Source organism: Shewanella sp. 0m-6 (genome assembly GCF_052977325.1).
In genome coordinates, this window is the sequence record NZ_JBRIMD010000019.1 from 17,516 (window position 1) to 31,719 (window position 14,204).

The following is a 14,204-nucleotide window of genomic DNA, read 5'->3' on the forward strand; positions in this document are numbered from 1 at the left end:
CAAGTAACACAAAGATAGGAAACGTCATGCTAGACACTCTGCACCCTTTTAAACGTAACTACTTAGATAGAAACGGCAACAAGCTTCAGTACGTCAATGAAGGCCAAGGTGAGCCTGTGGTGATGGTACACGGTAACCCGAGCTGGTCTTTTTATTATCGCAACCTTATCAGTGCATTAAGTGATAAGCATCAGTGCATTGTGCCTGATCATATCGGCTGTGGTTTGTCTGATAAGCCTGACGACAGTGGTTACGACTACACCCTTAAAAACCGTATCGATGATTTAGAAGCCTTACTCGAACACTTAGATGTGAAAGAAAACATTACGCTGGTGGTACATGACTGGGGCGGAATGATAGGCATGGGATACGCGGCGCGTTACCCTGAACGTATCAAACGTTTAGTTATCCTTAATACTGGCGCATTTCATCTTCCAGCGAGTAAGCCATTCCCGTGGGCGCTATCGATTTGCCGCAATACTTTGCTAGGCACGTTTTTAGTGCGTGGTTTTAATGCGTTTTCGTCGGCTGCATCTTACGTTGGTGTTAAGCGTAAGCCTATGCATAAAGATATTCGCGAAGCGTACGTTGCTCCCTTTAACTCTTGGGCGAACCGAATTTCGACACTGCGCTTTGTGCAGGACATTCCACTAAAACCTGGCGATCGCAATTATGAGTTAGTGTCAGATATTGCTGCTAGCTTGTCTAAATTCAAAGATGTTCCCACCGTGATCTGTTGGGGCTTGCAAGATTTTGTGTTCGATAAGCACTTCTTAACCGAGTGGAAGCAAAGAATGCCTCATGCCAAGGTGCATGAGTTTAGCGATTGTGGTCACTATATTCTTGAAGACGCGAGCGATGAAGTCATTGGCCACATTAAAGACTTTATGGCTGAAACCGAAGTGAATACGCAAGCTAACCCAGACCCAGTATCTAACACTGAGTCGGTAGCGTAAAGCCGATGGCAACACTGGTTAATCAAAACAATGACGGCGCAAATTTGTGCCGTCATTTAGTTAGTGCCGCACAGACACTTCCTGACTCTCTCGCAGTTGCAGTGCAGCAGTCTAACGGCAGAGCCGTCAGTGGGCTGCGTTATCAAGAGATGGACTTTCAAACCCTTAATGCTAAAAGTGATGAGATAGCCAGCGCGCTCCTCAGTCATGGTTTAGCGCCAGGTATGAAGGCGGTGTTGATGGTGACGCCGAGTATCGATTTTTTCTGCTTAACCTTTGCCCTGTTTAAGGCCGGAATAATTCCAATTCTAGTCGACCCGGGTATGGGGATTAATAACCTTAAGCAGTGTTTTGAAGAGGCTAAGCCTGATATTTTTATCGGGATCCCTAAGGCCCATATCGCTAGACGCCTATTTGGTTGGGGAAAATCGACCGTTAAACACCTGATCAATGTCGGCGGTAGCTCGATAGTGCGGGCATTAACAGGGGCTGCTCATTTAGATAGCTTATTGAAAGCCAATCAATCAGCGCCTTCTCAGCCGTTTGAGATGCAATGGCTAGATCAAGATGCCATGGCGGCGATTTTATTTACTAGCGGTAGCACGGGGACGCCTAAGGGCGTAATTTATTCTCATAAGATGTTTGAGGCGCAAATTACAGCGCTTAAAAATGATTATGGGATCAAGCCCGGTGAGCGAGACTTAGCCACCTTCCCGCTATTTTCATTATTTGGCCCCGCATTAGGCATGGCATCAATTGTGCCTGATATGGATGCCAGTAAGCCGATTACCGCCAATCCTGAATTTATCTTTGCAGCTATAGATAAGTATCAATGCAGCAATATGTTTGTAAACCCAGCTCTAATAGAGCGATTGGGGCAAGCGGGAGCGGCCACAGCGCATAAACTTAGCAGCATTGAGCGTGTTATTTCAGCGGGAGCGCCAGCAACAATTTCATCGATTAAACGCTTTAGCTTGATGCTTAATCAAGATGTTGAAGTGCTTAACTCCTATGGCGCAACCGAGTCTTTACCTATTAGCAAAATAGGAAGCCAAGCCTTGTTTGACACAACTTTGGTAACCGATAACGGCGGCGGAATTTGTGTGGGTAAAGCGATTGATGGGGTTGAAATTGCCATCATAGCTATCGATGAGAAGCCGATAGCGCGCTGGCATAACAGCTTAGCCTTATCTGTTGATGCAATTGGCGAAATCGTTGTTAAAGGCCCCATGGTGAGTCGCAGTTATTATCAGCGCGACAGTGCAACCTTGCTGGCAAAAATTCAAGATGGTGACAGTATTCGCCACCGTATGGGAGATTTGGGTTATTTAGATAGTGATGGTTTATTGTGGATGTGTGGCCGAAAGGCGCATAGAGTCGATGCAGATGCTTTACCAGCAACCAATAACCAGACTAAACGTTATTACTCTATTCCCTGCGAACGCATCTTTAATACTCATAGCGACGTAAAACGCAGTGCGTTAGTGGGCGTTAACATTGCTGGCAAGGTAACGCCACTTGTGTGCATAGAGCTAAAACAGTCTGTAGCCTGCTCACTCTCTGGTGTGCTTTATAGTGAGCTTAGAGCGATTGCCGAGCAACATGCGCAGACTCGAGGTATTGAGCGCTTCTTAATTCACCCCGATTTTCCTGTTGATATTCGTCATAACGCTAAAATTTTCCGTGAGAAATTAGCTGTTTGGGCACAAAAGCAGATCAAGGAATAATCTATTTTGTCAGTTGTTATCGATACGCTTAGTCTGAATGATTTTCCCCCTCAAGAGCAGGCCGCGTTAACGGCGCTTAAGCACAAGGTTAATCGCGCCTTTGTTACTGGAGCGGGAGGCTTCTTAGGTAAAGCCATTTGTGAGCGTCTACTCGCTGCGGGTATTAAAGTCACAGGGTTTGCCCGCGGAGCATATCCAGCATTAGATGCAATGGGCATCGATATGATCCAAGGTGATATCGCTGACGAGCAGGCAGTGTTATCGGCTATGCAAGGCTGTGATTTAGTGTTTCATGTCGCATCCAAAGCGGGAGTCTGGGGCAGTAAACAAAGCTATTTTTCACCCAATGTCGACGGTGCTCGCCACATTATTGATGCCTGTAAAAAGCGTCATATTGAGCGTTTGGTTTACACCAGCACGCCAAGTGTCACCTTTGCTGGGGAAGATGAAGCAGGCAATGATGAATCCGCGCCCTATGCTGAACATTTTTTGAATTATTATGGCGAGTCTAAGGCGATAGCCGAGCAGATGATGCTTAACGCTAACGGTTGCATACTGGGTAATGGCAAACACTTAGGCACCACAGCGCTAAGGCCACATCTTATTTGGGGGCCAAACGATCCACATCTCGTACCACGGGTGCTTGAACGTGCAGTAGCAGGTAAATTGAAGCTGGTGGGCAAGCAAGACAAGCTAGTCGATACCATCTATGTGGGCAATGCAGCTTATGCTCATATCTTGGCCGCGGTTAAACTTTGCAGTGAAGATGCGAGTCGTGCCGCTTGTGCTGGTAAAGCCTATTATTTGAGTAACGATGAGCCGATTACTATGGCGGAGATGCTAAACAAAATCCTCGCCTGCCAAGGGTTTGCACCAGTGACAAAGCGAGTACCGAGTCATGTGGCTTATATGGCAGGGTGTGTGCTTGAGGCTGTTTATGGTTTATTAGGTAAGCAGCAAGAGCCAATCATGACGCGTTTTGTCGCAAGGCAGCTTTCGACCAGCCATTATTTTGATATCAGCGCAGCCAAAAATGATCTCGGTTATAGCGCCTTAGTGAGTATTGATGAAGGGATGAAGCGACTTAAGACCTCTTTACAATAAACAAGATCAGAGCTTTGCGTCATTACAGACGCAAAGATTCAATTTATCTAAGTTCTAAATAATCTCTTCTTTACCAAATGCCTCATGGTAGGCAATCATAAAATCTTCTCTGATTAACTGCTCTAAATGAACAGCCTGCTCTGTCGGGCAGAAAATCATGATATGAACATTTTGTTCGCCATTTACGCCACTATTGATATGAATATGTGGCTCAGGCCCTGGTAGGTCGACACCTGCGTGTTTTTCAATAATGCCATTATAACGCTTAGCCACTTCATAAAAGTCTTCGCAATGTGCTTCAATTTTCTCATGGAGTTCTGGGAACAGTGGGTACAAGTTATAAAATTCCACCACAGTAATACTAAAGTCATGGTAGACATAACGCTTCATAAAGTTGAGGTTTTTCACCGCATAGCTAAAGAACATACTATTAGGCAAGGTGGCTGTTTTACCGGTGAAGTGATACTGGCCGTGGTATAGATCAATTTCTTGAATAACCGTTGCCATTAAGTTGTGCTCAATCACTTCGCCACATATTTTGCCTACTTCAATCCAGTCGCCAATCACAAACGAGCGCGAACTCGCTCTTTGAATCGAACCAGTAAAACACAAAATAATTTCTTTGGATGCCACAACAAACGCAATCGCAATCGCGGTCACCGACAGGGCAAATTTGCTGATTTCTGTCTGCCATAGCATAAACAGAATCACAAGAATTAAGATAAAAGTGCCGTTTTTAGTACGAGACATCCACTTGCGCTGAATTTCAGTGAGAAACGCCACATCACCACGAATTTGGGAAATGATTAAGCGCTTAACAAGTGAAATTAAGACGATGACTAGGACTGTAAGTAACAGTTTATGGTTTAATAAAAAATCGACCACTAGTGTTAGATTCTCCACAAAGCCCTCTTTTGAATTTTAATTAAAGTAATAACGTTCGCTGAGCCATCACTGTAAGGCAGTGATTTATTAATACCAATCTAAAACATTATAAGCAAAATTATCGTGTTATGGCGATAGCCTGACTTAAACAAGCGGTTTTTATAGCTTAAGATCACACGAATGCTTTCTATCACTTAAATGATAACGCCGCCAATACCCCTCATGCGAAGGGATTGACGTTTTGGTTATTATAAACCGTTGTGATACTGGCTCACTGTTGATTGCGGCACCATACGATTAAGCGTGTCGACGACCTGAGATTCGCCCTGCAATAGCTGCTCAAATTGCTCGATGAGCGCCACTTTATCGGGGGCGGTTTTATCACCTAAACCGATATTGGTCAGATCAATCATAAAGCCATCGAATAGATGAGCAAGATCATTAATAATCTCAGTATTTAAAAACTGATCTTGATTGTAAATACTTGGATAGCCCGCTTTTTGCTTATCAATCGCAAAATTATCACCTTTAAGATTGGTAATGCTTGTCGATTTATCGCATGACAACATACAGCCATTATCGATACGGGGCTTTTCACAACCAACACTCTGTTGGAAAAAACACTGCCTACTGGCCATCAATAGAATAGGGTGGTAAATGCTGTAGAACATTTTAAAATTGGCAGGACGAGCAATGTGTTTTATCTGCTGCAGGTTTATCTCATTTGAGACAAAGGCACCACTACAATCAAACTGCTCCTGTAATGCAAGTAACGCATAGGAGTTCGTCGTGTTTAAAAACGGCCCTGCAATCCACTTAATACCTAGCTCGTATGCTCGGTAGGCAATACCGGTATTATTGGTCACAATCAGTGCCGGTTTGACTTGCTCTAATAGGTTGATAGCCACATCAAAGTCTTTACCAATTAGTACCGATGGGAACCAAGGGATGAGTCGTGGGTTAGCTTTTAAGAAATCAACATATTGAGTGCAACCCCGCTTGTAAGCATCAGGAAGCTTAAAGTAAATGTCTGCGTCGGTGGCATCAAGTAGCGCAGTATCGGCCTCATCACAGATTAATATCGACAGTTTTGCTTGTTGGCTAGGTATTGGCTTTGGATGATTAACCAGTTTAGGCAGTTCAACTGTGGGCAATACTGGCGTTTCATGGTTGAGTTGAAATTGTATCTGTTTTTTAAGCACGCTCAGTTCTTTAAACGGGATACTTAACCCTGTCGCTAAGTCGTCGATATTGAGTAGTTGCAGATTAAATTCGGCATTGTTTAAACTTTTAAAACGTTTCTCAATGGCGCTGCTATCGATACACGCATCGTCACTGTTAACCAGTAAGCTACGTGATTGCACCACAAAATGTTTTGCCTCAAGCTGGGGTTGTCCCACAACAAAGTCTTTGGTGCTAACCCTAATTGATAGGGGGCTACCGAGCTTGCCTGCAAAGGCGAGCGTTAGCGGTAGCTTCTCAATGCTTAAGTGCTTTATCTTATCGGTCACGCTTGCCTGGATCTGGCTTTTCTCTACTTGCAGTGCTTGCTCAGCATCGTGGATCTGCACCACCGAGATGGATTGACTGCCATTGTTAGTTAACTTGTCTTTTAGATGGTTTTTCGAGTGATCACGAGGATTATCGATAAACATCGATTGATTTAAATCGCCTTTTAAGAAGGCGTTAGTCAAATCTCGATTAAATACTTTATAAAGGCGTTCGCCATCTTCGAGTAGCTCACCTGTGGCTAAGTAGCCGTCAATTTGCTTACGAAAGCTGTCAATGACGGTATGAACATAACTCGCGCCTTTGATGCGTCCTTCAACTTTAAATGAATGCACTCCGGCTTCGATTAAGGCGGGGAGATCGAAAAAGGCCGAGTTATCTTTTATGTTTAGCGGGAAATTATTGCCCGATGGCGTGGTTTGATATTCTTCACGGCATGCTTGACTGCATCGACCGCGATTGCCTGAGTTACCGACACTTGCAGACGTGGAATAACATAGCCCTGAAAAAGCAATACATAAAGAACCGTGTACAAACACCTCAGTGGTAATGTCGTGCTCACGACCGGTTGCAGTGAGCGCCGTGATCTCACGTAAGTTAAGTTCTCTTGATAAGTTTACCCGTGATGCACCAAGCTTTTTAAGAAAAGGCAGTTGGCCAGCATTATGGGTGGTTAACTGCGTGGATGCATGGATTGCTAAGCTCGGGAAATGCTTGGTAAGCAGATGGAACATACCGATATCTTGTACGATAACGCCATCTAAGGTGGTATTAACCAGACGACTTAATAGCTTAGCGAGAGACTTAAACTCTTGCTCTAAGATAACAATATTTAACGTGAGAAATATTTCACATTGGTATTGGTGTGCAAGTCGAATAATGCCAACCAGTTCTTCAAAGGAAATATTAGCGGCGCGGTTACGGGCATTAAACGTATCTAAGCCACAGTAGACTGCATCGGCTCCTGCAATAATGGCCGCTTTTATCGCATCGACATCACCGCCCGGTGCTAATAATTCAATTTTCGGATCCATGGTTACCACTTGTTGTCATAAATTTAGAGGGGATGTTACCCGTATATTTTGCGAATGAATATCGTTAAAGTAAATTATTCGCATTTGCTAATGGAGCTCTGCAAGTCACAATGGATAAAAGCATACAATTACCCGTACTCTACTCGTTAAGAAATTGCCCATACGCAATGCGTGCAAGATTGGCTATCTATGCCTCGAGGCAGCAGGTTGAATTACGGGATCTCGTCTTAAGTAATAAGCCGCTTGAACTTCTTCAAGCATCACCTAAAGGCACGGTGCCGGTTTTGGTACAAGCAGATGGTAAGGTTATCGAACAGAGCCTAGAGGTGATGCTGTGGGCATTAACCTTAAGTGATCCAGATGACCATCTCGATAACGCAGATCCACAAGCATTAGATGAGATGCTCGCGCTTATCACGGTTTTTGATACAGAGTTTAAAGTTTGCTTGGAAAAGTATCGTTGCTCAAAACGCTACCATGAAGCCTCTCTTATTGAAGATAGAGAGGCCTGTGAAACCTATTTAAAGGGGCTTGAACAACGATTAACCCAACACAAATATTTAATCTCAGATAGCCCCAGTTTGGTTGATTTAGCCTTGTTACCTTTTATACGTCAGTTTGCTCGGGTCGAGCGGCAATGGTATCGGCAATCACCTTATCCCAACTTGAGGGATTGGCTTAATAGTTATTTACAAAGTCGAATGTTTAGCAAAGTAATGACTCAGCATCCCTTATGGCTAGAAACAGGTGAAGGGATAGTGTTTAGCGCTAATGATTTGTAATACGATTCAACGCATTAGATCCAAAGTAAATGTTTAAGAGCCTGTTGTTGCTTATTAACTGAAACTTAAATCTGTTGAGTTATAATGAGTGCCTAACATTAATGAAGCCATTAATGAAGCCATTAATGTAGCCATCAAAGTGAGCTCTTAAGTGAGTCTCAAAGTCAGTATTAGGGCTGAGGTATATTCAGACCTTACGCTTACACTTACGCTCGGCTTCTCGCGTTTGCCATCAATTAACAAAAGTTTTGTGATGTGATTGCACTTATGGCACCGCTCAAATATGTACGCGCGATGTTTAACACAGGTTAGCACAGGTTAGATGGGTAAACCTTTTAGCAGTATTCCTTTACGCAATATAGAACTGAAATAATGAGTGATGAATTTATGACGGGCAAAGAGAACAGCGAACAGAGCAAGTGGGTTAAATATGTCGTTTGGGACAAGTCGGTTAGGATTTTCCATTGGATTAACCTTATTTTGGTAACCAGCTTAATGTTTGTTGGCTTGATTATGTTATTTAAGTCAGAACTTGGGATTACGGGTCTAGCTGCAAAAATAAAACTCAAAGAGTTGCATATCATTATTGGTTACCTATTTGCGGTCAATCTAACGATTCGGTTGCTATTTGGTGTTATTGGCAGTCGCTATACAAAGTTCGCCCATATGCTGCCTAGCCTTAAGCAGAGCCGAGACTATCGAAATGCGTTAAAAGCGGGAGGAAATCCACAATATCTGGGTCATAACCCGTTGGGTAAATTAGCTGTTGCAGCAATATTTGTGTTGTTAATTGTGATTATGGCGACAGGATTATTCCGCGCGGGGACAGATGTGTATTACCCGCCATTAGGTGGGACGGTTGCTGAGTATTTAGCACAAGATGGTGTCGCACCAGCCTCGCTCAAACCCTATGATGACTCTGGGGTTAATCAAGAAAAAGTGGCACAGTTAAAGCCCTATAAAAGTATTATAGGTAAGGTGCACCTTTATGGTTCATATTTACTCATGCTATTGATATTTATTCATATCGTCGGTGTCGTCATCGCAGAGTTACGCCATCAACCAGGAATTGTCTCAGCGATGTTCTCTGGTAAAAAGTACCTTAAAGACAAACCTGTTGACGAGTAAGCTAGATAGTTTATGAGCTAACATTTAATAAGAAGCCCGCATATAGCGGGCTTTTTTATGCTCGGTCTACAACTTGCTATTTTCGCTGCGATTGAAACTCAGGGCGATAGCTTTGCGGCAGTTCAAATACTTTGTGCTCAGCACTCATTGGGCAGATAAAGCTTAAATGGCAAGAGGTGAGCTGTAGGTTAGGTGTGAGTTCGCTGCCATTGCCGTGTTGCCGATCACCGACCACTGGGTGACCAATACTTGCCATATGGATGCGAATTTGGTGCTTACGTCCAGACTCAATCTTTACCTGTACTTTCGACTGATTAAGCTCGCTGTTGTATTCAAGACGATGAGCGTGTGACAGCGCTGACTTATTATCAACATCGGTGTCGATTGTGACCTTGCCATCGGGGAACTTGCCCTCAACAATCACTTGATAAAATTTATCCAGTGCACGGGTCTCAAATAGATTAGCAATCGCAGCGGTGACTTTTTTGCTATGGCCTAAGACTATCAATCCGGTGGCGGCGAGATCCAATCGATGGATGATGTAAGCGCTTCTGGCAGGTTCAAGGTGAGTTTCAGCAAAGCGATTAATGGTGGTGTGGTCGCTCCATTTAGAACCTTGGCAGCGCATGCCAAAAGGCTTATACCAAATACTGTATTGCCCCTCATCGAACAGCAACTCTGCATCATTGACCTTTTCATCTAACACTGCTTGGTTGTAATAGAGGTGGATTTGATCACCGACCTTTAATGCTTTTTTCGCGCGGCGAAGGCGATTGGTTTGCTTACCATGACTATGCCAAACCGCGCCTTTTTGCATTGCTTGCTTAATAATTTGCTTGGATAAGCCCGTATCTTCTGCGAGCAGGGTAGCAGCATCAATTTCACTGGACTGGACTTTGATATGGGTTTCTATTTTTAACGGGCTCATGATTAACAGTTCGCAACAGGGTGTTATTTAGCAAGCTGGTAATTTTACACGATTATCGAATCACTTTCTTATACTGATTGGTTTATGCTGCTTAAAACTTAATATCGCGGTGGGCAAGCGAGCTTGATTAGACAAAAAGAGAGGGTGGTTAATGACTCAAGAGGATCTTAAGCCTTTGGCTATTTGTGATGAAAACTTAATGCAAATTGTCTTGTTCAAGTGAGCTGCTAGGCTTAGTGTTTAATTAACGTAAATTGATGCAATGGAAATCAAATAGCTTGCCTTGTTTGATCCCCTTGCCAGTGTAAATAGCAAATGGAGTGAGTGATGGATACGCAATTATCATTAAGAGTAAAACATTGGATGGCCAGTGACCCAGACCCATTGATGCGACAAGAGCTGCAAGCTTTGCTGGACTCAGATGATAGCGCAGAACTTGAGGCGCGCTTTGCTGGTCGACTCGCCTTTGGTACTGCGGGATTGCGTGGCGTGGTTGGCGCTGGTCCGACTCGAATGAATCGCTTGGTGGTGCAGCAAACTTCAGCAGGACTTGGCGCATACCTTAAAGCGCAAATTAGCGATGTTGCGACTCGCGGCGTGGTTATTGGTTATGACGGTCGTCACGACTCAAAGCAGTTTGCCCATGACACAGCCAGTGTATTGGCTGCTCTGGGCATAAAGGTCTACCTCACTGCCAATGTAGCCGCAACGCCGCTGGTGGCCTTTGGTGTTCTGCACCTTGGCACCGCAGCTGGCATCGTGGTGACGGCGAGTCATAATCCGCCGCAATACAATGGTTATAAAGTGTATTGGGGTAATGGCGCGCAGATCATTCCGCCCCATGACAGTGGTATTGCTGCCTATATTGATAAGGCTGCTACCGTGGCCATTCCATTGCTCGACTTTAAGATCGCAAAAGCTGCTGGTCAGCTTATCATGCTTGAAGATGACTTTTATTATGCTTATCGCCAGGGCGTGAGTTTAGCCCCAGTGCTGCAAAATAATACTCAGCCTGAATTGGTCAGTATGGCGTATACCGCCATGCATGGTGTGGGTAACGAGATGGCACTCGATGTATTAAAAGATGCAGGGTTCACGCAAGTGTATTCGGTTGCCGAGCAGGCAGAGCCTGATGGTGATTTCCCTACGGTAAACTTTCCTAACCCTGAAGAGAAAGGGGCGATGGATATGGTGATTGCTGAGGCTAAAAAGCACAATGCCATGCTTGCCTGTGCAAACGATCCTGATGCTGACCGTTTTGCCGTCGCAGTCCGAACGGCTTCTGGTGATTATCAGATGCTAACGGGCGATCAGGTCGGTGTGCTATTTGGCCATTATCTGTTAACTCACGCTAGTGACAATCACCATTTAACTTGCACTACGATTGTATCATCGAGTTTATTATCAAAGGTTGCCCAGAGTCTAAATGGCACTTGCCTAACGACACTGACAGGATTTAAGTGGCTAACCAATGTGGGCATGAGTGAAGAGACTGACGATAACCGCTTTGTGTTTGCTTACGAAGAAGCGCTCGGTTACACCGTAGGCTCTATGGTGTGGGACAAAGACGGTTTGTCGGCAATCGTTGCGTTTGCGCAGTTAACCGCAGAACTTGCCAGCCAAGGACAAACCATTTGGGATCGGCTAGAAACGATCTACCGTGAACATGGCTTCCACCTTAATGCTCAAGTGAGTATTGCGTTAAAGCCAACAACGCCCAATATCGGCGCTTACCTTAGAGAGCATCCTCCATTAGAGATTGCAGGCCATAAGGTGATATCGACTGATGATATTAGCCTAGGTAAACGCTTCTTTTCTGATGGGAGCGAGGAAGATATTGCGCTTCCAGCAAGCGATGTGCTGATTTATCGCCTGCAAAATGGCTCGCGGGTGATTGTAAGGCCTTCAGGTACCGAGCCTAAAATTAAGTGTTATTACGAGGTTGTTGAGTCTATGAGTGCTGAAGACACCTTGGTGAGTGCTCAGCAACGCGCGCAGGTAGAAATGACGCGCTATATTGAGGCGCATCAGGCGGCGCTGCCTAAGTAAACTTATTTTACTGCTGAGTTGATGCTAGCAATTAATATTTAGCACTTAGTGAGACGGTATCTAGCACTTAGCTCTTAGAACTTAATATTGAACACGTAACTTTGAACACAAGCCGTTAGCTGCTCACAGTAAGCCTTGAGGGAGAGTGAACCTCCCTTAGGGCTAACATCTCGCTAACTATCTAACCAGGTCTCACCTCTACCACTGCCGTTATATCAGTGGCTGTCCTCGCTATCAAATCGCCTAATCTTTTCTAGTAAGGGAGTAGTGTCACTTATGACTACGATCTAGGAACTGATAAAAAGGCTGCTGTCGCTGCACGTGTAATGAATTGATGATAGCTAATGGTTATTGATTTAATGATAACAGGTGGTTATGAATTTAATAACTATTGATAATTTTTATTAATACTTCATGCGCCATATACTCACTTCATCGAAACAAGTTATGAATTAAATATTAGTCTTTGGAGATAATTATGAAAATGAATCATGTCGGTATCATGGTAGGCAATATGGACAAAGCGGTTGAGTTTTATACTAAAGCTTTAGGTCTTGAAGTCGTCATGGGCAACACGCAAGTAGAAGAAGAGCGTGAAACTGCAATTGGTAGAATGTGTGTTGCTGTTTTTGGTGAAGGTTTTAAAGGGTTTAATATTGCTCACTTAGTCACGGCAGACGGTATTGGTTTTGAACTGTTTGAAATGAAACAGCGCCAAGAGCGTCACCTGGTGGATTTTTCTCGGATTGGTATTTTCCATTTTTGTCTGCAAACGGATGACTTTCACGGTGTGATTGAGCGTACTGAAAAGTTTGGTGGCAAAGTCCGAATGGATATTATGCGTTATCATCCAGAAGATGATAGCAAGCAAGCTAAGATGGTGTATCTAGAAGACCCATTTGGTAACCTATTTGAGCTTTACTCCCATACTTACCAAGAGACTTACTCTTCTGAATATGAGTAACTGATTTTATTGGTAATTACAAAAGGGCAGGCCAAGTGTCCAATGCCGGTAAGTTAATGAAGTTAGTCTGAGAAAATTTGATGACTTAGAAAGATAAGAATGAACCACCTAGGGGACAAAGAGCACAAAGAGCACAAAGAGCACAAAGAGCACGAAGAAAAGCGACCCCGAGCTTTTTTCTTTCTTCGTGTCCTCAGTGTAGCAAACGAAGTGAGCGCTTCGTGGTTTATCGCTTTTAAAGCCAAGAACCCAGTTTGTGCAGGGTTCTTAGTTTTTTGTTTATTAATCAAGTTTTGGCTTAATTTACCAGCATTGAGACCAAGTGTCGGCCTTTTTTGTTAGCAATATTTGAGTTGCACTGAAGGCTATTTAGGGCTGCGTTTGGGCCGTTACTGCTGTAGGTACACCGCAGTTGATCGAACCATGGTGATTATTGATCTGCAGAGGCCATTTTTATGGGATATTTATTTGATTAAATAAAGCGACTTGCTGTTTTAGCGCTTGTGCTTTGAGTTCTGTCAGTACTATGGTGAAACCACCTATGGCAGTCATGCTAAATAGCAGCGCTTGTTGCCAGCCCGATAAAGAGATTTGTGCAACAAAAAACTGCGAAGCATAACTAACAGCGTTTCTAAGATCTTGGGTATTCACGATAAACCTATTTTTGGCTATGTCATGTTCGATATAGATGGGGGTCGCCAATCCACCAAGTTTTACTTTGAGCTTGCTGTCTTGCTGTTCGACTCGATAGCCTAGTGCTAATAGCTCACTTTTTAAATTACCTTTTAAATCCGTCATCCTTGCTCCCTTAACCCTTATCTATCCTTGATGTGTCTGATTTATGCAATCGTTGACAGTTTCTATCTTTGCTCATATTTAACAAAAGGTTGAAGCGTAATAAGCTGGGAGTCAATTGAGCATTTTTCAATGACTTTTATGCAATGGGCAAGCTACGCAAGAACGGCTAATTCTCGGCTTAGTTCATTCTAGACTTAATCCATTCTCGATTTAGCTAACTATTGATTTAATTAACTGTTGATTTAATAAACGATTTATTTAACTCATTATCGATTTGGTTAACTATCGATTTTACTAGCATGGTCTGATAGTCAATGCATGAGGGTAAATACGTTAGCGC

The 14,204-nt window shown here is 43.7% G+C and carries 11 protein-coding genes; 7 read left to right on the forward strand and 4 right to left on the reverse strand.

Annotated features, from left to right (window positions below; genetic code table 11):
* Window positions 1–26 precede the first annotated feature (26 nt).
* The 3 genes from ACVBJC_RS14425 to oleD are packed head-to-tail and all read left to right on the forward strand — an operon-like array spanning window position 27 to window position 3,787.
* On the forward strand, window positions 27–956 hold the full coding sequence (locus tag ACVBJC_RS14425) for an alpha/beta fold hydrolase (protein ID WP_447161550.1): 930 nt from the start codon (window positions 27–29) through the stop codon (window positions 954–956).
* Between the two features lie 5 nt (window positions 957–961).
* Entirely contained in the window at window positions 962–2,683 is a 1,722-nt protein-coding gene (oleC, locus tag ACVBJC_RS14430; RefSeq protein WP_447161551.1) for an olefin beta-lactone synthetase, read from the forward strand.
* 6 nt (window positions 2,684–2,689) lie between these two features.
* Window positions 2,690–3,787: a 2-alkyl-3-oxoalkanoate reductase gene (gene oleD / locus ACVBJC_RS14435; RefSeq protein ID WP_447161552.1), complete on the forward strand. Its 1,098-nt coding sequence runs from the start codon at window positions 2,690–2,692 to the stop codon at window positions 3,785–3,787.
* A gap of 54 nt (window positions 3,788–3,841) precedes the next feature.
* Here oleD and ACVBJC_RS14440 read toward each other — a convergent pair whose 3' ends face one another.
* Together ACVBJC_RS14440 and ACVBJC_RS14445 are read right to left on the reverse strand one after the other, a co-directional pair.
* Window positions 3,842–4,690 (reverse strand): mechanosensitive ion channel family protein, encoded by an 849-nt coding sequence (locus ACVBJC_RS14440; RefSeq protein ID WP_447161553.1) that lies wholly within the window; start codon window positions 4,688–4,690, stop codon window positions 3,842–3,844.
* 230 nt (window positions 4,691–4,920) lie between these two features.
* Window positions 4,921–7,215: a U32 family peptidase gene (locus tag ACVBJC_RS14445; protein WP_447161554.1), complete on the reverse strand. Its 2,295-nt coding sequence runs from the start codon at window positions 7,213–7,215 to the stop codon at window positions 4,921–4,923.
* A 110-nt stretch (window positions 7,216–7,325) separates the two neighbouring features.
* Here ACVBJC_RS14445 and ACVBJC_RS14450 point away from each other — a divergent pair, with 110 nt between their 5' ends.
* Both ACVBJC_RS14450 and ACVBJC_RS14455 read left to right on the forward strand, forming a co-directional pair.
* Window positions 7,326–7,997 (forward strand): glutathione S-transferase, encoded by a 672-nt coding sequence (locus ACVBJC_RS14450; RefSeq protein WP_447161555.1) that lies wholly within the window; start codon window positions 7,326–7,328, stop codon window positions 7,995–7,997.
* Between the two features lie 372 nt (window positions 7,998–8,369).
* The gene (locus ACVBJC_RS14455; protein ID WP_447161556.1) at window positions 8,370–9,125 is read left to right on the forward strand and encodes a cytochrome b/b6 domain-containing protein; all 756 of its coding nucleotides are present in this window, start codon (window positions 8,370–8,372) and stop codon (window positions 9,123–9,125) included.
* Between the two features lie 76 nt (window positions 9,126–9,201).
* On the opposite strand, the gene ACVBJC_RS14460 is transcribed toward ACVBJC_RS14455, so the two are convergent.
* Window positions 9,202–10,053 carry a pseudouridine synthase family protein gene (locus ACVBJC_RS14460; RefSeq protein ID WP_447161557.1) on the reverse strand — a complete coding sequence of 284 codons (852 nt, stop codon included), beginning with the start codon at window positions 10,051–10,053 and terminating at the stop codon, window positions 9,202–9,204.
* 327 nt (window positions 10,054–10,380) lie between these two features.
* On the opposite strand from ACVBJC_RS14460, the gene ACVBJC_RS14465 reads away from it, so the two are divergent.
* Entirely contained in the window at window positions 10,381–12,102 is a 1,722-nt protein-coding gene (locus ACVBJC_RS14465) for a phospho-sugar mutase (protein ID WP_447161558.1), read from the forward strand.
* Between the two features lie 478 nt (window positions 12,103–12,580).
* A complete protein-coding gene (locus ACVBJC_RS14470) occupies window positions 12,581–13,066 on the forward strand; it encodes a VOC family protein (protein WP_447161559.1) in 486 nt (161 codons plus the stop codon).
* A gap of 453 nt (window positions 13,067–13,519) precedes the next feature.
* Here the strand turns inward: ACVBJC_RS14470 and ACVBJC_RS14475 are convergent, their stop codons facing one another.
* Window positions 13,520–13,864 (reverse strand): hypothetical protein, encoded by a 345-nt coding sequence (locus ACVBJC_RS14475; protein ID WP_447161560.1) that lies wholly within the window; start codon window positions 13,862–13,864, stop codon window positions 13,520–13,522.
* Window positions 13,865–14,204 lie beyond the last annotated feature (340 nt).